The following is a 20255-nucleotide window of genomic DNA, read 5'->3' as shown; positions in this document are numbered from 1 at the left end:
GGCGCCGAACGCGTTCCGCCCCGGGTCAAGAGACACCGGGGCGGAACGCATACGTGCCCGATCGGCTACTTGGTGACGACGGCCAGCACGTCGCGCGCCGACAGGATGAGGTACTCCTCGCCCTGGTACTTGATCTCGGTGCCGCCGTACTTGCTGTAGATGACGGTGTCACCCTCCTGGACATCCAGCGGGATGCGCTTCTCGCCCTCGTCGTCCCACCGGCCGGGACCGACGGCGACAACGGTGCCCTCTTGCGGCTTTTCCTTCGCCGTGTCGGGGATGACCAGGCCGGAGGCCGTCGTCGTCTCGGCCTCGTTGGCCTGGACGAGGATCTTGTCCTCGAGCGGCTTGATGTTCACGCTCGCCACGTTGAGCCCTCCACTTTCAGGGGATTCGGTCGTCCGGAACCGTTGTTCCGGACGCGTCGGTTGGTCACGATGCTGACCCTGCGCATAGCCCCGTCGTCGCGGGTGCCGGGACCCCTGCCCAGTGGTCAAGCTGCTGGCACAAGCACTACACACAGTGCCGACTAGCACTCTATACATGAGAGTGCCAGCGCTCAAGGCTGGGCGGTGCCAACTTTGCCGCGGCGCGCCCGAGACGCTGCGGGCTTGGCGATAAGTTCGGGAAAACAGTAACGTTCGGATAACGGATTGTGACACTATTGACGACGGCTGCGGTCCGGCCGCCGGTTCGTCGCCGAACAGGCGGCGGCGCGGCGACCCAGGGGTACCACAGCGTCGCCGAGACTCGCAGCGCCGCAGCACGATCGTTGCACCACCAGCTTCACCAGAGAGCAAGACACACGTGATCCATGGCCGGTCCCCGCGACCCACCCGGACGAGGGGCCGGTTCGTTTCCCGGTCCGGGTCGCGCGTCATCCATACCGCGGTCCGGCAGTTGATTCGAGATGGTCGGCGACACCATGACCATCCGCTCGAAGGGAGGTGAACATGCGAACATCCCTCGGCATCTCGGCCGGGGCCGAGGTCGTGTGCTCGGCGTTGGTCTCCACCGCGCCGAACGGCATGCAGAGCTTCGATTACCGCGTCGTCTCCGCCGACGCGGCCCATTCCGATCTCGGCGACCTGGTGGCGTCCTCGATCGAGTTGATGACCACGCAGCTGCCGACCACGCAGCCGCCGCGCGAGATCATCCGCCCGGTCGGCCGGTTCGCGGGTGGCCCACGCGATTTCGAGCCGATGACCGGTCAGCCGCCCACCAGCGTCGCGGTCGCCTACCGCACCAAGGAGCAGGCGCAGATCATCCGCTCGGCCACCGGCAAACAGCGTGAGCTGCGGCTGATCCCGGAGGGCACCGCCGCGCTGACCTACCTGCGGCACACCGGCCTGCTGGACCGTTACGACACCGTCGCCATCATCGATCTCGGCGCCTCGGGGCTCAGCGTCACCGTCGCCGACCGGGCCGAGGGTTCCCTGCTCCGTTCCGATCGCACCGCGACCGTCAGCGGCAAGGCGATCGATGACCTCATCTACCAGCATCTGGTGGACATGCACTTCGCCAGGCGCGGTACCCGCCCGAACCGCGGCATGCTCACCAACCGGGGCCGCGCCGCGAAGGAGCACCTGTCCATCGCGCCCGCGGTCACCATCGACCACGTCGCCGGGCGTCCGCTGAAGCTGACCAGGGCCGACTTCGAAGAGTTGATCGCCGACCTGCTGCGCGATCTCACCCGCTTCGTCACGACGGCGTTCGCCCGGTCGCCCCGGCAACCGCAGGCGGTCGCGGTCATCGGCGGCGGCGCCAACATCCCCGCCGTGCTCGACACCCTCACCGCCGCGCTGGACGTCCCGGTGTTCACCGTGCCGGACCCGGAGGCGGTGACCGCGAAAGGCGCGGCCCTGGTCGCCGATTCGGTGCAGCCCTCGGTGTTCCCCGTCGGCGCGCTCGGCGGCGACGCGCCCGCGGGCACGGTCACCAAGGTGTTCGGCACCCTGGCCGGTGCGATCGTGGTCGTCGGGCTGATCGTCGGATACGGGGTCAAGACGTTCTCCCCCACCGCGGACGACGAGGTCTCCCCCGCCGGCACCACGAGCAGCGCTTCCCAGCTGCCGAACCCGACATCCGCACCGCTCCCGACCGCGGCGGCCGGTACGCACGACCGCACGCCGGACAGCACCGGCGCCGCGCCGACCACCACGGAACACGGGCCGCGGAGCAGCACCGGCGGTGCGACGGCCACGCAGGTGATTCCGCCCACGCAGCCCACGCTGCGCCCGGATCCGAACCTTCCGCCGATTCCGTTCCCCGAACTGCTCGGTCCGCTGTTCGGCAATCCGAATGCCGCGCCGGGCAGTTCGCCGCAGGCGAGCCGGACCTTCGGGCCCGTGGCGCCCAGCGCGACGACGCCCGGCACGAGTCCGGCCCAGGCGCCCGCGTGGTCGAGCCTGCCGTTGCCGCCCCGGGGCGATTCGGGGTCCTCGTCCGATCCGGGACTGCTGACACCGAACTGAGCTCCACCGTGGTCAGCCCGGCCGCTCGTCTCCGGTCGTCCGTCGACCGACATCATCGAGGCACTGTCCATCGAGCCCGTGGACGGCATCCGTGTGCCGGTATCGGCCCCGCCGAGCTGTCCCGGGGATCGCAGCGGAACCCGTCGGCCACGATCCGGCCGGCCACCGAGTACGAGCAGGTCAGCGAACCATACTGACCGACACCGGCAGGCCGGGGTCGGTGGCCACCGTCAGCGGCGAAGGGGCCGCGCCACCCGCGATGACATGTGCGCCGAGCGCGGCGATCATCACGCCGTTGTCCGTGCACAGCCGGGGCTTGGGCACCCGCAGCGTCAAACTTGCCGCAGTACAGCGCTCTTCGGCCATCGAACGGATGCGCGAGTTGGCCGTGGCTCCGCCGCCGAGCACCAGCGTGCCGACCCCGACATCCTGAGCCGCCCGAATCGCTTTCATGGTGAGCACATCCGCGACCGACTCCTGGAACGACGCCGCGATATCAGGGATCGGCAGATCGTCCGCGGCCACGCCGTCGCGCTGCGCCGCCTCCACGTACCGGGCCACCGCGGTCTTGAGGCCCGAGAAGGAGAAGTCGTAGCGCGGGTCGCGCGGCCCGGTCATGCCACGGGGAAACGCGATGGCGCGCGGATCACCGGTCGCCGCGGCGGCGTCCAGCGCGGGACCGCCGGGGAAACCGAGCCCGAGCAGGCGCGCCACCTTGTCGAACGCCTCGCCCGCCGCGTCGTCGACGGTGCTGCCCAGCTCCACGATCGGCTCGGACAGATCCGTGACGTGCAGCAGGTGGGTGTGCCCGCCCGACACCAGCAGCGCGACGCACGGCGGCATCGGCCCGTGTTCCAGGGTGTCCACCGCGACGTGCCCGCCGAGATGGTTCAGCGCGTAGAAGGGCACATCCCACGCCGCCGCATACGCTTTCGCGGCGGCGACGCCGACCAGCAGCGCACCGGCCAAGCCCGGGCCGATGGTCACCGCCAGCGCGTCCGGTTTCGCGATACCCGCCGCCGACAGCGCGCGCCGCATGGCGGGCACGATCGCCTCGAGATGTGCGCGCGAGGCGATCTCCGGGACGACGCCGCCGAAGCGCGCGTGCTGGTCGACGCTGGAGGCGACCTCGTCGGCGAGCAATTCGCAGGTCCCGTCGGGGTTTCTGCGGACGATGCCGACTCCGGTTTCGTCGCAGGAGCTTTCGATGCCCATGATGATCACGACAGCACCTCGTCCGGTGTCCGCCAGCGATCCTCGCTGGTCAGCGCGGGTCTACGCATCGTGTACGCGTCCGCGCCACTGGGATGGTAGTAGTTCTTGCGCAATCCGATGATGTGGAAGCCGTGCTTGGCGTACAGCGCGATCGCGGGCGCGTTGTCGGTGCGGACCTCAAGGAACACCGGTCCACCACGCCTGCCCGCCTCGGCGAGCAGCGCCTCCAGCAGGAGTGTGCCGACCCCGGCGCGATGGCAGCGGGGATCGACACCGATGGTGTGCACCTCGGCCTCGGGGTGTTCGGCGTCACCCAGCAGGGCGATACCCGCGTAGCCGACCATTCGCCCGTCCTCGTCGCGCGCGGTGATGTAGCGGTTGTGCCGACCGGCCAGCTCGGACTGGAACGCCACGGCGGCCCACGGGTCGTCCTCCGGGAACAGCAACTGCTCCAGTTCCACGCAGCGTGTGATGTCGGCGGCCACCATCGGCTCGATCCGGAACGCCATCAGCCTCACGCTCCCGTCCGGTCGAGTCGGCGGTAGGCGTTCTCGACCGCGTCCGGCCTGCGCAGGTACAGCGGAACCAGCGGCTCCGGCACGCCGCGCGACAGCAGCTCGGGGGCGGCCACGCGCACCAAACCAGCGGGCGAGGGCGTTTCGGCGGGGAGCACAGGAAGATCGAAGAAGTCGACGTGCGAGGCGGATCCGGCGATTGCCGTGGCCTGACCCTCGTCCAATTCCGAGGGCTTGCACACCTCGGGTCCGGCCACGCGCGCGCCCTCCCGGTACCGCGCCCAGTACACCTCGCGCCGCCGCGCGTCGGTCACCACGAGCAGTTCGGCCTCGGGCGGAAGCTCGACCGGGGGTGGCACGGCGGGGTCGACGGCCGCGTCGGCGGCGATCGCGTCGAGGCTGCACACGCCGTACACCGGGATGCCGAGCGCGTCACCGAACGCGGCCGCGGTGGCCATGCCGACGCGCAGGCCGGTGAACGGACCCGGCCCGACGCCGACGACGATCGCGTCGATGTCGGTCCTGGAACGACCTGCCTCGGTGAGGCATTCGAGGATCTGCGGGGTGAGCACCTCGGCGTGGGCGCGGGGGTCGACCCGCACCCGGTAGGCGATGGTGCGCGCCCGGACGGGGTCCGCCGCGCCGGCGCCCCGCTCCAGGTCCACCAGTCCCGCTGTGACGGCGGGTGTCGCGGTGTCGACGGCTAGTACAAGCATGATTGGGCCAACGATACCGGGTGGTAGGAGGCACCGACGCAGAGCTACCTGAGAGCTAACCCACCCATTCCCAGATGGCGGTGCGCACATCCGAATCCGGCTCGCGCGACAGCAGCACGCGCAGGTGCCGCTCCGCGAGGTGCTCCACCACGCCGCGGCCCCACTCCACCACCACCACCGCCTGATGCAGATCGGTGTCCAGGTCCAGGGCGTCCAACTCGTCGAGGTCGCCGCCGAGCCGGTAGGCGTCCACATGCACCAGGGGCACCGCCGGTCCGTCCTCGCGCTGCCCGGCGCGGTGCTGGCGGGCGATGATGAACGTCGGCGAGCTGACCCGGCCCTGCACGCCGAGCCCCGCGGCGATGCCACGGGTGAGCGCGGTCTTGCCCGCGCCGAGCGGACCGTCGAGCACCACCAGATCACCGGCGCGCAGATCCGCGGCCAGTTCCCGGCCGAGCGCCTCGGTGTCGGCGACGGTGGGCAGGATTCGCTGCCGTGGTTCAGCCACCGGCCACCTCCGAGCCCGACGGATCGACCGCGCCCGCGCGCACCAGCAATCGATCCAGCGCGGCGTTGACGATGTCGGGGTACTGCATATGCGGCATGTGCGCCGCGCCTTCCAGCCGGATGAGCTCGCTGCCAGGCAGCGCGGCGGCCAGGGCACGCGAATTGCGGAACGGGATCACCAGGTCGCGCCCGCCGCCGAGCACCAGGGCCGGTGTGCCCGCCAGCGCGGGTAGCGCCGCCGACTCGTCGTGCACCTCGATCGCCTGGAGGAACTTCACGATGGTCTCCATCGGCGTCTGGTCGATCATCAGCGTCGTGAAGCGCGACAGCGTGGGGCTGACCGGGCCGTGGAACGAGCTGACGTGCAGGATCGGGGTGATCACGTGCCGCGCGGTGACGCGGCCCGCCTGCACCAGGGCGGGCGCGGTGTGCACGGCCAGCCGGAAGCCGTCGATCGCGGGATTGCGCAACAGCTGCCCGACACCCGCCGCGGTCACACCGGCGGCAGTGGTCGACAGCAGTGCGATCCCGATCACCCTGGCCGCGAACAGGTCCGGGAATCGCGCGGCCGCGGCCAGGATCGCCATCCCACCCAGCGAATGGCCGACCAGTACCACCGGACCGGCCGGAGCGGTCGCGCGCAGGACGGCGGCGAGATCACAGCCGAGCTGGGCGACGGTACAGCTCGCGGCGCTCGGCACGCCGGAACGACCGTGCCCGCGCAGGTCGAACAGCACCATGCGAATGCGTGCGCCCCACCGCTTTTCCAGGTCACGCCGCTGAAAGTGGAAAGACGCCATGCTGTTGCAGAAGCCGTGCACGAAGATCACCGTCACCGGCGCGTCGTCGGGACCGCAGGTCCGCGTGGCCAGGGGCACACCGTCGTCGGCGAGCACCGTTCCGGCGCGGTCGGCATCGATCAGCCCGAAATTCTCGTCGCGGTAGTCGTCGCCCCGGGCGGGCCACAGCACCCGCGCACCGGCGCGCCGAAGGGCATGGGCGCCGGCCAGCGCACCGACGACACCCACCGTGGCCAGCCCGCCGCGCAGCGGGGTCATCCGGAAGCGGCTCACCGCACGGCACCGGTGTAGCGGCGGGTGACCCTGCCGCGCGGCGAGCACACCACTTCGTAGTGGATGGTGCCGAGCAGATCCGCCCAGTCCTGGGCATGCGGTCGCGCACCGAAGAGGATCGCGGTATCGCCTTCCTGGACGCCCGCCGCGTTGTCGCCGAGGTCGACGACGAACTGGTCCATGCACACCCGCCCCACGTTCCTGCGCGGTGCCCCGCCCAGCCAGACGTCGAATCGTCCGCTCAGCGGGCGGAACACGCCGTCGGCGTAACCGGCGGGTATCAGCGCGACGGTGGTGTCGTGCGGCGCGATCCACTGGTGCCCGTAGGAGACGCCTTCGCCTGCGGGCACCCGCTTGACCAGGACCACCCGGGCCTGGAACGTCATCGCGGGCCGCAAGCCGAAATCGTCGTCCGGGATCGGGGAAAGGCCGTACATGGCGATGCCGGGCCGGACCAGGTCGAAGGCCAGGTCCGGTCGGGTGAGGGTGGCCGCGGAGTTGGCGATGTGCACCAGCTCCGGCTCCAGGCCGTGCTCCTTGGCGGTGGCGATCGCGTCCAGGAACCGGGCGCGTTGCACGTCGTTGTTGGGGTGCCCGGGTTCGTCGGCGTGCGCGAGATGGGAGAAGATCGCGCGGAAGCGCACCGCCTGCTCGTCGACCAGCGCGCGCAGCGCGGTCAGGACCTCCGCGTATTCGGCCGGCGACACACCGTTGCGGTTCAGGCCGGTGTCCACCTTCAGCGTCACCGTCGCCGGACGGCCGGTGCCGCGGACCGCGGCCTCGACCGCCCGCAGATGGGCCTGCGAGGACACTCCGATCTCGACGTCGGCGGCCACCGCGGCCGCGAAGTCGGTGTCCGCGCTGTGCAGCCAGCACAGGATGGGCGCGGTGATACCGGCCGCACGCAACTGCACCGCCTCGGCCACCGTCGTCACACCCAGTTCCGCCGCGCCCGCGGCCAGCGCGGCCCGGCCGACCTCGACCGCGCCGTGGTTGTAGCCGTCGGCCTTCACCACTGCCATCACCGCCGCGTCGCCCGCGTGTTCGCGCAGGATTCGCACGTTGTGGGCGATGGCGTCCAGGTCGATGACCGTTTCGACTTGCGCATTCACGGCAGTCCGTTCCGCCTCTCCGGGGATTCAGGCCGTACCGGCCGGGTGGTACAGGATTCGCGTTCAGGTCCCGCGTCCGGTGCCACCTGGGTTCTGGGCGTACCCGGCGAGTTACCCATGTGCTCTCGAGATCAGTCGTTGCGTTGGTTCCGGTCGAGTCTATGGGCGCGCTCGGTTCCTGTTCCACTCGGTTGACGCGCCGGTCGTCTCCTGTGATCGGCGCCATGAATGACACCGATCACCGACGACGGCGCGGCTCAGAGGGGGCGGGCGAGGCCGCGCAGGACGCCGATCGCGGGCCGGACGTGCGCGGCCAGGACGCTTGCCGAGATGGGGGTTGCGGCGGGCGCGTGCTCGTGGGCGGCCAGGTTGGCGGCCAACGCGTGTACCCGGGCTGCCGCGGCGGCCGACCAGGCGGGGTCTCGGCCTGCCGCCAACAGCGTCCCGATGATGCCCGAGAGCACGTCGCCCGCGCCCGCGGTGGCCGCCCACGAGCCGCCCGCTTCGTTGACCAGCACGGGACGGCCCGGGGCGGCGACCAGCGTGGCGCGGCCCTTCAACAGCACCGTGACCTGCCAGGAATCGGCGAGGCCGCGCACCGCGCCGACCCGGTCCGGGCCGACCTCGTTCCCGGTGAGGCGGGCGAACTCGCCCGCGTGCGGGGTCAGGACGGTGGGGGCCGCGCGATCGCGCACCAGTTCCGGCGCGGCGGCCAGCAGGGTCAGTCCGTCGGCGTCGATCACCACCGGAAGATCGGTGGCCAGGATCTCGCGAAGGCGTTGCCCGGCGTCGTCGTCGGTGCCCGCGCCGGGACCGAAGACCCAGGACTGGACGCGACCGGTGGCGGCGAACTGCTGGGTGGCGATCACTTCGGGAAAGTGGTGCAACACCTCGGCCGCCGCGGTTCCCGCATACCGCACCATGCCCGACGTCGCGGCGACGGCAGCACCCGCGCACAGCACCGCGGCGCCCGGATACGTCGCGCTGCCCGCGCAGACACCGGTCACGCCTTGCGTGTACTTGTCGTCGGCCGGGCCGGGCACCGGCCACGCGGCGCCGATCGACGCGGGTTCCAGTGCGACGAGACCCGCTTCCGGAAGACGTAAGCCGATAGGAATCAATTCGATTCGGCCACACTGCGGCGCGGCGAGGGCGTGCACCGGTTTGTACGCGCCGAAGGCGACCGTGACGGCGGCGCGGACGGCGGGGCCGTCGATCGCCCCGGTATCCGGGGCGACGCCGCTGGGCAGGTCGGCCGCGACGATCGGAGCCTTCAGCGCCGCAACGATTTCCGCGGCACGCGGCCGCAACGGGCCGCGACCGGATATGCCGACGATGCCGTCGATCACCAGGTCCGGGTCGCCGGTGTCGTCGGCCACTCGACCACCGGCTTTGCGCAGCGCCGCAAGCCCTTCGCGGTGCGCCCGCTCCGGGTCGAGCAGGACCGCGGTGACGGCGACACCGCGACGGCGCAACTGCGCTCCGGCCCAGAGCGCGTCGCCGCCGTTGTCGCCGGATCCGATCAGCAGGGTCACCGCCCTTCCCGCGACACCGCCGGTACGCTCCCGCAGTTCCCCCGCCACCACCGTGGCCAGGCCGTGCGCCGCGCGCCGCATGGGCACGCCGTCCGGCACCCGGGTGAACAGCTCGGCCTCCGCCGCGCGCACCTCGTCTACGGTGAAATAGCCCCGCTGCGTGGACATCGCCGCTCCCTCCGTCGGTGTGGCCTACTACGCTTGGCCATCATGCCAAGCGTTCGCCGCCGCAACGGGACCGTCCGCGTCGTCACGGGAGTCGCCCTGGCCGGCGCGCTGCTGCTGTCCGGCTGCGGCGGTGACGAATCCGGTTCGGCCGCCACCACCACGAGGAAACCGGCTCGGCCGGCCACCACCACCGCTCAGCAGACCGGTGAGCGCAAGCCCGCCGCCGCCACCGTCGCGGTGGACGACATGAAATTCTCCCCCGCCGAGGTCACCGTCAAGGTCGGCGACACGGTCACCTGGAAATTCGGCGACAAGCTGCCGCACACCGTGCAGGGCATCGGTGACAAGGCGATGGGCATCAACAGCCCGATCATCGACAAAGGCGAGTGGAGCTACACCTTCACCGCGCCCGGCGCCTACCGCTACCTCTGCTCGCTGCACCCGGAGATGCGCGGGACCGTCACCGTCGAATAACCCGCGGGCGCGCAGCGCACCGGATTCGGGCACCGGCGGGCTGAACTCGGTACGTGAATGGCCTCCGGCTCACACCGGGCGGTAGTCCCGGGGCCGGGCCCCACGCGCGGAACTGGTGTTCAGCGCCTCGACCGCGGCCACCAGCGGCGCGAGTTCGGGGTTGGCGGCCGCTTGACCGAGAGCGCCGGCGAGGGCGGTGTCGTGCGTGGGCCGGGCCTGTTCGAGCAGGTCCAAGCCCGCCGCGGTCACGTCGGTGTAGATGCCGCGGCGGTCGTCCGGGCAGAGGTATCGCTGGAGTAGGCCGCGATCCTCGAGCCGGGAAACCAGCCGGGTGGTGGCGCTCTGGCTCAGCACCACGGCTTCGGCGACCTGGTTCATCCGCAGGTGCCCGCCCGGCCCGTCGTGCTGACGGCTCAGGACGACCAGCAGTGAGTATTCGCGAACGCTCAGGTCATGGCCGGATTGCAGGGCTCGCTCGATGTGCGCCTCGATCCGGTCGTGCAGCAGCGAGAGTGCGTACCAACCATCGGCGAGGCCGGTCAGAGCGGCTTCCGCGGTCATCGGCGTTTCCTTCGGCGTCAGGGGATCAGGCTTCCAGGATAGCCAGACTTCACAATAGCCCGCGCTTGCAATTAAAGCGCGCCTGCAATTATTGTCGACGCCTGTAAGGATCTGACGCAACATCATGTGGAGGCTCCCCCATGCCCCTCGCCCTTCTCGCCCTGACCCTCGGGGCATTCGGCATCGGAACGACGGAATTCGTCGTCGTCGGCCTGCTGCCCGACATCGCCGACAGCTACGCGGTGTCCATCCCCACCGCCGGTCTGCTGGTCACCGGATACGCGCTCGGTGTCGTGGCGGGTGCGCCGCTGATGACCGGCCTCGGCACCCGGGTTTCGCGCAAACGCATGCTGCTCGGAATGCTCGCGCTGCTCGTCCTCGGCAACATCGTGTCCGCCGCCGCACCGACTTTCGCGCTGATGCTCACCGGGCGGATCGTTGCCTCGCTCGCCCACGGCGCGTTCTTCGGAATCGGCGCGGTGGTCGCCGGAACCCTGGTCAGCGCCGACCGGCGCGCCGGCGCCATCGCGATCATGTTCACCGGGCTCACCGTCGCCACCGTGGTCGGTGTGCCGCTGGGCACGCTGCTCGGACAGCATTTCGGTTGGCGGCTGACCTTCTTGTTCGTCGCGCTGATCGGGCTGATCGGCTTGCTCGGCGTCGCGGCGCTGGTGCCGCAGCAGCCCGCCGCCGCGAACGCCCGGCTACGCACCGAACTGGCGGTGTTCCGCAATCCCCAGGTGCTGCTGGCGATGGCGATGACGGTGCTCGGCTTCGGCGGAGTGTTCGCCGCGATCACCTACCTGGCGCCCATGATGACCGATGTGACCGGTTACGCGGAGAGCTCGGTCACCTGGCTGCTCGTGCTGTTCGGCCTCGGCTTCTTCGCGGGCAATCTGATCGGCGGCAAGTTCGCCGACCGCCACCTGATGCCGATGCTGTACATCACCCTCGGCGGCCTCGCGATCGTTCTCGCGCTGTTCACCGTCACCGCCCACGACAAGGTCGCCGCCGCCGTCACGGTCGTACTGATCGGCGCCCTCGGATTCGCGACCGTCCCACCGCTGCAGAAACGCGTCCTCGATCAGGCGGCGGGCGCGCCGACCCTGGCCTCCGCGGTCAACATCGGCGCGTTCAATCTCGGCAACGCGGTGTCGGCCTGGCTCGGTGGCGTGGTGATCGCCGCCGGTTTCGGCTACACCGCCCCCAACTGGGTCGGCGTCGGATTGGTCCTGGTCGCGCTGGTTCTCGCCGTCGTGTCCGGATACCTCGAGCGCCGCACTGCGCCCACCGTCCCGGAGGAACCCTTGGTCGCCGTGCGGGCATAGCCGACACGGCGAGCAGTGGCCGCGCACTCGACAGTGCGCGGCCACCGAGCTATTCCACAGTGACGGACTTTGCCAAGTTACGTGGCTTGTCGACGTCGTAGCCGCGCGCCTGCGCCACCTCGGCGGCGAAGATCTGCAGCGGGACCGTCGACAACAGCGGCTGGAACAGCGTCGGCGCGCTGGGGATCTCGATGAGGTCGTCGGCGAACGGGCGCACCGTGTCGTCGCCTTCCTCCGCGATCACGATGGTGCGCGCGCCACGCGCCTGGATCTCCCGGATGTTGCTCAGCAGCTTCGAGTGCAGCACCGCGCGCCCCTTCGGCGACGGCATCACCACGATCACCGGGAGGCCGTCCTCGATCAGCGCGATCGGGCCGTGCTTGAGCTCACCCGCCGCGAATCCCTCGGCGTGCATGTAGGCCAGCTCTTTGAGCTTGAGCGCGCCCTCCAATGCCACCGGGTAGCCGACGTGACGTCCAAGGAACAGCACGGTCGGCACCTGGGCCAGTTCCCGCGCGATGGTCCGCACCTGCGGCGCCGTCTCCAGCACGCGTTCCACCAACTTCGGCATCGCCTCGAGTTCGGCGAACTCGCGGGCCACCTCGTCCGGGTACTTGGTGCCGCGCGCCTGCGCCAAGGCCAGCCCGACCAGGTAGTTCGCGGTCACCTGGGCCAGGAACGCCTTGGTGGAGGCGACGCCGATCTCCGGCCCGGCCCTGGTGTAGAGGACCGCGTCGGACTCGCGGGGAATCTGCGCGCCGTTCGTATTGCAGATCGCGAGGACGCGGGCCTTCTGCTCTTTCGCGTGACGCACCGCCTCCAGCGTGTCGGCGGTCTCGCCGGACTGGGAGATCGCCACCACCAGCGTCGAGCGGTCCAGCACCGGATCGCGGTAGCGGAACTCGCTGGCCAGCTCGACTTCGACGGGCAGGCGAGTCCAATGCTCGATGGCGTACTTCGCCAGCAGGCCGGAGTGATATGCGCTGCCGCAGGCGACGACGAACACCTTGTCGAAATCGCGGAGCTCCTGGTCGGCGAGGCGCTGCTCGTCCAGCACGATGCGGCCCCCGCCGTCGCGATCGGTGCTGAAATGCCCCATCAGGGTGTCCGCGACCGCGGCGGGCTGCTCCTCGATCTCCTTGAGCATGAAGTAGTCGTGGCCGCCCTTCTCGGCGGCCGCCAGGTCCCAGTCGATCGTGAACGGGCGGGTGCGCGCACGCGCGTCCTCGCCCGCGAAATCGGTGACCCGGTAGCTGTCCGCGGTGATCACGACGGCTTGGTCCTGGCCGAGCTCGACCGCCTCGCGGGTGTGCTCGATGAACGCCGTGACGTCGGAGGCGATGAACATCTCACCCTTGCCGACGCCCACCACCAGCGGCGTGGAGCGACGCGCGGCCACGATCGTGTCCGGGTGGTCGGCGTGCGTGAAGACCAGGGTGAACGCACCCTCCAGCCGGCGCAGCACCGACAGCGCGCTGGCCGCGAAATCACCGGCGGTCGGGCCGTCGGCGTACGCGCGGGCCACCAGGTGCACGGCGACCTCGGTGTCGGTGTCGCTGCGCAGCTCGACCCCGGCGTCCTCCAGCTCGCGCCGCAGCGGAGCGAAGTTCTCGATGATGCCGTTGTGCACCACGGCGACCTTGCCGCTGTCGTCCCGGTGCGGGTGCGCGTTGCGGTCGGTCGGCGCACCGTGCGTGGCCCAGCGGGTGTGCCCGATGCCCGTGGTGCCCACGAAACGATCGATGCCGGTTTCGGAGAGCTGGGCCTCCAGATTCGCCAGGCGACCGGCCTTGCGCTCCACCGCCAGCGCGCCCGCGCCGTCCAGGATCGCCACACCCGAAGAGTCGTAACCGCGATATTCCATGCGGCGCAACGCGTCAACGACGACGCCGAGCGCGTCTCGGTACCCGACGTACCCCACGATTCCGCACATGGCTCACCACACTACTTATCGGATAACGTTCACGTCGTGTCGGCGTCTGTGAAATCGCTAATGAGCACCCTGACCAGCCGCGGCCCGCACCGCGTGTTGCGTGGCAACCTGGCCGTCGCCGGCCAGCCGGGGGTGGTGTTCACCCCCGAGGCAGGGCGGAATCTACCTGCCGTCGCGTTCGGGCACGGCTGGCTGACCGGGGTCGCCCACTACCGCACCCTGCTCGAACACCTCGCTTCCTGGGGCATCGTGGCGGCCGCTCCCGACACCGAGCGCGGGCCGATTCCGTCACATCTGGGGCTGGCCGCCGATTTGCTCACCACGCTCGACATCTGCACCGGCGTGCGACTCGGTGACGGCGAGATCAGCGTGCATCCGGAGCGCCTCGCCCTGGCCGGGCACGGCATGGGCGCGGGCGCGGCCGTCATCGCCGCGGGGCGGCGCGACGTCGCCACCGTCGTGGCGCTGTTCCCCGCGCCGACGGCGCCCGCTGCCGAAGCCGTCGCGCTCGAACTGGACATTCCGGCGTTGATCCTGGCCGGCGCGACCGACATCACCTCGGTGAGTTCCAACGCCATCCCGCTGGCCACCGCGTGGGGCGGCCCCACGATCCTGCGCGCCATCGACAAGGCCTCGCACAACGGCATCATCGAGGGCAGGCGCATGCTCGCCGCCGTGGGCGCGGGCAAGCACGAAGCGAAGACCGCCCGCACCACCCGCGCCCTGCTGGCCGGTTACCTGCTGGCCACGCTCGCAGGCGACAAGACCTATCGCGCCTTCGCGGACCTCGAAGAGGTCATCCCGCACACCACAGTCGTCGACCCCGATGCGCCGCAAGAGGAAGAGGCGGCGCCGAAGCTCAAGGTCGGCCAGCTCGCCGCCCTGCTGCGCCGGTAGCAGGGCCCACGGTCGCCGGAGTACCCGGTCAGATCAGCCAGCTCTTGCGTCTGTAGAACGCGGCTTCCTCGTCCTCCTCGTCCTCCTCGTCGACCGGAGTCACCATCTGACCGGCTCGGCGCGCGGCCATCGATCGTGCGATGGCCGCACGCTGCTCCCGTGCCTCGTCTTGCCGCCGTTGCTGCGCCTCCGCCTCGGCGGCGGCCTCGCTCAGCTCGTCGGCGTGCGTCGTCCAGAACTCGTCCATGTCGGCGGTCAGGCGATCGGCGAGCTCTCGGCCGGTCGCCTGTGTCTGTTCGTTGATCGCCTGGATCTCGTCGAGCAGCAGCGACATGCGGCGCTGGTTCTCGGCGGCGAGTTGCCTCGCTTCCTCGGCGTAGTTCACCATGCTGCGCCTCCTCGCTCATCGGGTGTGCGGATTCGCCCCGGCCGGGCTCACAACGGGCCCGCCTCGGCGAAATCCGCGTCCAGCGGCCCGGCTTCGGCGAGTTCCGCGCCGGTGTCCACCGGCGCGTCCGGTTCCGGCATCGGCTTCGGATAGTGTTCGCCGTCCTCCTCGCGCCGGGTGCCCGGTGCGGTTCCGCTCGGCACACCTAGCCGACCGTCGTCGGTTTCCGGCGCCGGTGCCGAGTCGGGCGCATTCTCTTTCTCCTGGGCCTCCGGCGCGGGAGCCTCCTCTTGCTTCTGGTTCTCCGGCGTCGCGGCATCCGCGTCCTGCTCGGCCTCGGGCGTCGGAGCATCCGGTGCCGAGGGCTCCGCGTTCTCCGCCTCCGGCTCGGTTGTGGAGATGACCGGTATGCCTTGCTCGTTCAGCTCGACGGTGAACTCCCGTTCCTTGCCGGTGGCATCGGAGAGGAGAAGCCGCAACTGGCCGTCCGGGCCCATCTCGAACTTCACATGCTTTCCACCGATATCGAACTCCGCCTCGGGCCCGGAATTCTCGTTTCCCTCTTCGTCTTTCTCGCCGTCGGCTTCGGTGGTCTGCGGATCGACGCTCTGCATGAGTTTTTCGATCGTGTCGTCCACTCCGCTTTCGATGAGGCCACTCAGGGCTGACAGTCCCTGGTTCACGGCCTGGCCGAGACCGGTTGCCAATGGGGACAATTCCTGGGCCACCTGGCTGAGTGCGGCAAGTCCGTCCAGCGACGGCAATCCGGGCGCGGGCGAAACCGATGTGCTGGGCGTAACCGGGGCGCTCGGCGTAGCGGGGGTGCTCGGTGTACCGGGGGTGCTCGGTGTACCGGAGGTGCTCGGCGTGGCCGGTGTGGCCAACGCGGGGACATCACTCGGTGTGGTGCTCGCCGGGACCGTGGCAGCGGGTGTGCCGGGAGCATTCGTTTCCTGGGGCTTGTCCTGGTTGACCGGTGTTTCCGGCTGCGGATTCGTCGCACCTTCCGGCCGCGGGTAGGCCCGTTCGGTGACCTGCGCCAACGCGTCGGTCAGGTTCTTGTACTGGTCCTTGAACAGGTGATCGACCTCGGCGCAGACGTCGACGTAGGACGCCAATTTCCGATCGAAGTCCGGTTTGAAGGTCTTGGTCAGCCACTCGTCGGTGACGCTGCGCACCCGATCGCCGTACGCGCCCGTGAGCAGATTCCTGCTGTCGGAGTTGATGAAACCGAGCACGCTTTCGTTGATCTTGTCCTCCGGCACGGCGAGTGCCGGGAAGATGCGGCCGAGGTCGCGCACCTGCTCGGCGTCGATCCATTCCCGCGCATTGTGCACCGCGACGATGACTTTCACGTCGTCCGGAGTCTTACCGTCGATCTTCACCACTTTGCCGCCGCCCACCGGGCCCTCCAGCAGCTCCCGGGTGGCGAACGCCTTCGCGGCCACCGCCGAGCGCAGCGAACTCGCCATATCGGCGATCACCGTCATGGCCGCCCGGGCATGCTGCCGGTCCTCGTCGGCCAGGACCGACTGTTTGCCGAGCATGTCGAGCGCGGCGGCGGCAGCGGTTCCCTCCCACAATTCGGGCAGTCGACGGGTGTGTCCCTGCTGCACGTCCCATTGCCGATCGACCTCCGCCAGAGCGACTTTCAGCGCCTCGCCCGCCTGCTCCAGCTTCTCCAACCGCGTGCCGCGCTGCTCGTCGTACATCGCCAGCAGCTTGCCCAGGTCGCCGCGCCCCCCGTTGCCGCCGAACGCCGCCTCGTACAGCGGCATGAACTCGATCCAGTACCGCAGCCCCGCGCTTCCCTCGTCCAAGAGGGCGTCGATCGCCTTGCCCTGCCAGGAGACCGTCATGATCCCGACTCCTCGAATGTGTGGTGTCGCCGGTGCGAGCACGCATCATTCGGCGGTCTCATGTGTTGTTCGTCTCGGAGGCACGCTGCCGATCGGTCTCGGCGTAGGCCACCACGGCGGCCCCGAGCGCGTCAGCGGTGGCGGTGGTGGCGTCGCTCCAGTTCCGCAGCCACGCGCTGATCCGCTCCAGTCCTTGCTGCACCGCGATGCCCTGCGGCGCATAGTTCCGGCCCGCCTCGTCACCGGCGCCGAACCGGTGATCGGCGACTCGCTTCGCCTGATCGCGGACCGCGTCCGCCGATCTCCGATAGTCACTGCCCAGCGCACCGAGTTCCCCCGTGCGGACGCCGACCATTTCCGACCCGCCCACGAATCCCCTCCGTCCTCGTAGTGTCATTGCGCCGGTGCGAATCTCGTTCGCACCGAGTCCCGCCGTACTTCCTTCGACGCAACACGCAGACACTCGGTTCCCCCGAATTCCGCTTTCGCGGCGATGGTCAGCTGCCGATTCTGCCCCGGTCGGTACGAACCCACTCGGAGGTGCCGTCCGGGTGGCGGTGGAATTCCCATGCGGCGTAGTCGCCGTCCTTCTCCACCACGGTGACGTGGTCGGCGAAGCCGTCGTGGTCGTAGTCGGTCCAGACCTGCATCGCCTCGTCACCGGTCGTGGTGATGGTGTCGAGACTGCCGTCGCCATCGATGTCCTGGGTCGGATGCTGTAATTCGATGGCGCCCAGTCCGCCGAGCGACGAGGACGCGTCGATGCCGGGTATATCCAGACCGGGGAATTCGCTCGAGGTGATCATGATTCCTCCTCAGCAGGACTCGTTCGGTGGCGCGTGCCGCACAAGCGGCATCGTTCCATCCTGACAGCCTCGCGCGCTCGACGCAGCCCCCTGGGTCACTTCTTCGGCATCAGCAGCCACAGCACCAGGTAGAGGATGAACTGCGGGCCGGGCAGCAGGCACGACACCACGAACAGCAGCCGGACGACGTTGGCGTTCCAGCCGAGGTACTCGGCGATGCCACCGCAGACGCCTGCGATCCACTTGTCGTGGGCGGAGCGGGTGAAACGGCGGGTGGGGGCGGTCATTGGTCTTCCCTCTCGTGCGGTGATCGCTACGACCTCCACTGTGCCCGCCACCGCGGGCCCCGCCATCGGCCCCGCGGCCGATTCCCACCCTGATTTCTCCCGGGGCCGACCTCAGGGTGCGACCCCGAGCACGGCAGACTCGTGCTGGTGAGCACCACTCTGCATGCCCGCGGCCTGTCGGCCGGTCACGGCGAGCGCACGCTGTTCGCCGACCTCGATCTGACCCTCGCGCCGGGCGACGTGATCGGGCTGGTCGGCGTGAACGGCGCGGGCAAGTCGACGCTGCTGCGCATGCTCGCCGACCGGCGCGCGCCGACCGGCAGCATCACGCTCAGTCCCCCGGACGCGACGGTCGGTTACCTGGCCCAGGAGGCGCAGCGGATCCCCGGCGAGACCGTTCTGGAATTCCTCGCCCGCCGAACCGGAGTCGGCGAGGCACAGCGGGTGATGGACGCCGCGGCCGAGCGCCTCGCCGACGGCGGGCCGGACGAGTACTCCCCCGCGCTGGAACGCTGGCTTGCCCTCGGCGGAGCCGACCTGGACCAGCGCGCCCACGAGGTCGCCGCCGATCTCGGCCTCACCGAAAGCCTGCCCGGCGGCCTCGACACGCCGATGACCGGGCTGTCCGGTGGCCAGGCGGCCCGCGCCGGCCTGGCCTCGGTGCTGCTGTCGCGCTTCGACATCCTGCTGCTGGACGAGCCGACCAACGACTTGGACCTGGACGGCCTGGCCCGGCTGGAGCAGTTCGTCGGGGGCGTGCGCGTCCCGCTGATGGTGATCAGTCACGACCGCGAGTTCCTGGCGCGCACCGTGAATCGCGTCGTCGAGCTGGATCTCGCCCAGCAGCAGGTCGGGTTGTACGACGGCGGTTACGAGTCGTATCTGATGGAGCGCGAGATCGCCCGGCAGCACGCGCGCGAGGCCTACGAGGAGTACGCCGATACCAAAGCGGGCTTGGAGTCCCGCGCGCAGATGCAGCGCAACTGGCTCGAGCACGGCGTCCGCAACGCACGCCGCAAGGCGCGCGACCCCAGGAAGATGGACTCGGACAAGGCGGGCCGCAAGATGCGTGCCGAATCCACCGAGAAACAGGCCGCCAAAGCCAGGCAGACCCAGCGCCGCATCGAACGACTCGAGGTGGTGGAGGAACCACGCAAGGAGTGGGACCTGCGCATGAGCATCGCCGCCGCCCCGCGCAGCGGCTCGGTGGTCGCGACGCTGTCCGGGGCGAAGGTCACCCGCGGCGACTTCACCCTGGGCCCGATCACCACCCAGGTCGACTGGGCGGATCGCATCGTTCTCACCGGGGCGAACGGCTCCGGGAAGTCCACCTTGCTGGCGCTGTTGCTGGGAAAGCTCCGGCCGGACAGCGGTACCGCGAGCCTGGGCTCCGGCGTGGAGATCGGCGAGGTGGACCAAGCGCGCGGGCTGTTTCGCGGAACCACCGCGCTGGCCGACACATTCGGCACCGAGCTGCCGGATCTGCCTGAGGCGGAGGCACGCACGCTGCTGGCGAAATTCGGCCTGCGCGGCCCGCACGTGCTGCGCCCGTGCGACACCCTCTCTCCCGGCGAACGCACCCGCGCCGCCCTCGCCCTGCTCCAAGCCCGCGGGGTGAACCTGCTCGTGCTGGACGAGCCGACCAACCACCTGGACCTCCCCGCCATCGAACAGCTGGAGCAGGCCGTCGAATCCTTCACCGGCACACTGATACTCGTCACCCACGACCGCCGCATGCTGGACACCATCCGCGCGACCCGCCGCTGGCACATGACCGCGGGCACGCTCACCGAGAAAGTCTGACCCCGAGCGCGCCTCGGCGCGACGCAGCACCCACCGAACCGCGCCGGTCGCGTCCCGGCTCACATTCACGCGGCCGCCACGTCCCCGCCTGGTCACCGGTCCACAGGACGACCGCCGACCACAACGAACCGCGTGCACGACGTCCAAAACTCACGCCCCCACGCGCCCAGCACACCCCAACTCCCGGTTTCCAGCGAAGCCAGACCGAGCATCCGCCGTCCGCGAACCGGCTCACGTCCGCCACGTCCACGACTGATCACCGGCCGACGGCCGCCCACCACAACGAACCGCGTGCACGACGTCCAAAACTCACGCCCCCACGCGCCCAGCACACCCCAACTCCCGGTTCCGAGCGAAGCCAGACCGAGCATCCGCCGTCCGCGAACCGGCTCACGTCCGCCGCGTCCACCACTGATCACCGGTCACAGGACGACCGCCGACCACAACGAACCGCCTGCACGATGCCCAAACCTCGCGCCCCGACGCGCCCAGCGCACCCCAACTCCCGGTTTCGAGCGAAGCGAGACCGAGCATGCGCCGTTCGCGGCCCGGCTCGCGTTTGCGCGGCCGCCGCGTCCGCGACGAAGTCGCCAGCGGCGGTCGC

The 20255-nt window shown here is 70.1% G+C and carries 20 protein-coding genes; 5 read left to right on the top strand and 15 right to left on the bottom strand.

Annotated elements, in window-relative coordinates:
* Window positions 1–65: 65 nt before the first annotated feature.
* The gene (gene groES, locus ABZ803_RS31275) at window positions 66–368 is read right to left on the bottom strand and encodes a co-chaperone GroES (protein WP_028479292.1); all 303 of its coding nucleotides are present in this window, start codon (window positions 366–368) and stop codon (window positions 66–68) included.
* Window positions 369–953: 585 nt separating this feature from the next.
* Between groES and ABZ803_RS31270 the strand changes: the two genes are divergently transcribed.
* Window positions 954–2474, top strand: a complete 1521-nt coding sequence (locus tag ABZ803_RS31270; RefSeq protein ID WP_357044851.1) for an Hsp70 family protein — start codon at window positions 954–956, stop codon at window positions 2472–2474.
* 180 nt (window positions 2475–2654) lie between these two features.
* Here ABZ803_RS31270 and tsaD read toward each other — a convergent pair whose 3' ends face one another.
* The 7 genes from tsaD to ABZ803_RS31235 all read right to left on the bottom strand — a co-directional run bounded on the left by tsaD (window position 2655) and on the right by ABZ803_RS31235 (window position 9315).
* Entirely contained in the window at window positions 2655–3698 is a 1044-nt protein-coding gene (gene tsaD / locus ABZ803_RS31265; RefSeq protein WP_357044849.1) for a tRNA (adenosine(37)-N6)-threonylcarbamoyltransferase complex transferase subunit TsaD, read from the bottom strand.
* Complete coding sequence (gene rimI, locus ABZ803_RS31260) at window positions 3695–4198, bottom strand: ribosomal protein S18-alanine N-acetyltransferase (RefSeq protein ID WP_357044847.1); 504 nt, start codon at window positions 4196–4198, stop codon at window positions 3695–3697. Before rimI ends, tsaD begins: the two co-directional genes overlap by 4 nt.
* A 5-nt stretch (window positions 4199–4203) precedes the next feature.
* On the bottom strand, window positions 4204–4920 hold the full coding sequence (tsaB, locus tag ABZ803_RS31255) for a tRNA (adenosine(37)-N6)-threonylcarbamoyltransferase complex dimerization subunit type 1 TsaB (RefSeq protein ID WP_357044846.1): 717 nt from the start codon (window positions 4918–4920) through the stop codon (window positions 4204–4206).
* Window positions 4921–4975: 55 nt separating this feature from the next.
* A complete protein-coding gene (gene tsaE / locus ABZ803_RS31250; RefSeq protein WP_357044844.1) occupies window positions 4976–5428 on the bottom strand; it encodes a tRNA (adenosine(37)-N6)-threonylcarbamoyltransferase complex ATPase subunit type 1 TsaE in 453 nt (150 codons plus the stop codon).
* Entirely contained in the window at window positions 5421–6485 is a 1065-nt protein-coding gene (locus ABZ803_RS31245; protein WP_357044984.1) for an alpha/beta hydrolase, read from the bottom strand. The genes tsaE and ABZ803_RS31245 overlap by 8 nt, the downstream gene beginning before the upstream one ends.
* A gap of 11 nt (window positions 6486–6496) precedes the next feature.
* Window positions 6497–7612: an alanine racemase gene (alr, locus tag ABZ803_RS31240; protein ID WP_357044842.1), complete on the bottom strand. Its 1116-nt coding sequence runs from the start codon at window positions 7610–7612 to the stop codon at window positions 6497–6499.
* Between the two features lie 257 nt (window positions 7613–7869).
* Window positions 7870–9315, bottom strand: coding sequence for an NAD(P)H-hydrate dehydratase (locus ABZ803_RS31235; RefSeq protein WP_357044840.1), 1446 nt, complete (start codon window positions 9313–9315; stop codon window positions 7870–7872).
* A gap of 42 nt (window positions 9316–9357) precedes the next feature.
* Here ABZ803_RS31235 and ABZ803_RS31230 point away from each other — a divergent pair, with 42 nt between their 5' ends.
* The gene (locus ABZ803_RS31230) at window positions 9358–9789 is read left to right on the top strand and encodes a cupredoxin family copper-binding protein (RefSeq protein WP_357044838.1); all 432 of its coding nucleotides are present in this window, start codon (window positions 9358–9360) and stop codon (window positions 9787–9789) included.
* 69 nt (window positions 9790–9858) lie between these two features.
* On the opposite strand, the gene ABZ803_RS31225 is transcribed toward ABZ803_RS31230, so the two are convergent.
* Window positions 9859–10350 (bottom strand): MarR family transcriptional regulator, encoded by a 492-nt coding sequence (locus ABZ803_RS31225; RefSeq protein ID WP_357044836.1) that lies wholly within the window; start codon window positions 10348–10350, stop codon window positions 9859–9861.
* A 140-nt stretch (window positions 10351–10490) separates the two neighbouring features.
* Here ABZ803_RS31225 and ABZ803_RS31220 point away from each other — a divergent pair, with 140 nt between their 5' ends.
* Complete coding sequence (locus tag ABZ803_RS31220) at window positions 10491–11678, top strand: MFS transporter (protein WP_357044834.1); 1188 nt, start codon at window positions 10491–10493, stop codon at window positions 11676–11678.
* A 49-nt stretch (window positions 11679–11727) separates the two neighbouring features.
* Here the strand turns inward: ABZ803_RS31220 and glmS are convergent, their stop codons facing one another.
* Entirely contained in the window at window positions 11728–13611 is a 1884-nt protein-coding gene (gene glmS / locus ABZ803_RS31215; RefSeq protein ID WP_357044832.1) for a glutamine--fructose-6-phosphate transaminase (isomerizing), read from the bottom strand.
* Window positions 13612–13647: 36 nt separating this feature from the next.
* Between glmS and ABZ803_RS31210 the strand changes: the two genes are divergently transcribed.
* Window positions 13648–14508: a hypothetical protein gene (locus ABZ803_RS31210; RefSeq protein ID WP_357044831.1), complete on the top strand. Its 861-nt coding sequence runs from the start codon at window positions 13648–13650 to the stop codon at window positions 14506–14508.
* 28 nt (window positions 14509–14536) lie between these two features.
* On the opposite strand, the gene ABZ803_RS31205 is transcribed toward ABZ803_RS31210, so the two are convergent.
* The 5 genes from ABZ803_RS31205 to ABZ803_RS31185 form a co-directional block, all read right to left on the bottom strand.
* On the bottom strand, window positions 14537–14896 hold the full coding sequence (locus tag ABZ803_RS31205; RefSeq protein WP_357044829.1) for a hypothetical protein: 360 nt from the start codon (window positions 14894–14896) through the stop codon (window positions 14537–14539).
* Between the two features lie 47 nt (window positions 14897–14943).
* The gene (locus ABZ803_RS31200; RefSeq protein WP_357044827.1) at window positions 14944–16755 is read right to left on the bottom strand and encodes a hypothetical protein; all 1812 of its coding nucleotides are present in this window, start codon (window positions 16753–16755) and stop codon (window positions 14944–14946) included.
* Between the two features lie 58 nt (window positions 16756–16813).
* A complete protein-coding gene (locus ABZ803_RS31195) occupies window positions 16814–17125 on the bottom strand; it encodes a hypothetical protein (RefSeq protein ID WP_357044825.1) in 312 nt (103 codons plus the stop codon).
* Between the two features lie 127 nt (window positions 17126–17252).
* Window positions 17253–17561 (bottom strand): DUF6802 family protein, encoded by a 309-nt coding sequence (locus ABZ803_RS31190; protein WP_063051496.1) that lies wholly within the window; start codon window positions 17559–17561, stop codon window positions 17253–17255.
* Window positions 17562–17656: 95 nt separating this feature from the next.
* Window positions 17657–17848 carry a PspC domain-containing protein gene (locus ABZ803_RS31185; RefSeq protein ID WP_040864950.1) on the bottom strand — a complete coding sequence of 64 codons (192 nt, stop codon included), beginning with the start codon at window positions 17846–17848 and terminating at the stop codon, window positions 17657–17659.
* A 147-nt stretch (window positions 17849–17995) separates the two neighbouring features.
* Between ABZ803_RS31185 and ABZ803_RS31180 the strand changes: the two genes are divergently transcribed.
* Window positions 17996–19651, top strand: a complete 1656-nt coding sequence (locus ABZ803_RS31180; RefSeq protein ID WP_357044822.1) for an ABC-F family ATP-binding cassette domain-containing protein — start codon at window positions 17996–17998, stop codon at window positions 19649–19651.
* Window positions 19652–20255 lie beyond the last annotated feature (604 nt).

It is taken from the genome of Nocardia sp. NPDC047648 (assembly GCF_040642815.1).
In the GTDB taxonomy this organism is placed as follows: Bacteria; Actinomycetota; Actinomycetes; order Mycobacteriales; family Mycobacteriaceae; genus Nocardia; species Nocardia gamkensis.
The sequence above is the reverse complement of the archived record's forward strand: the minus strand, read 5'-3'. Positions and strand labels throughout refer to the sequence as shown.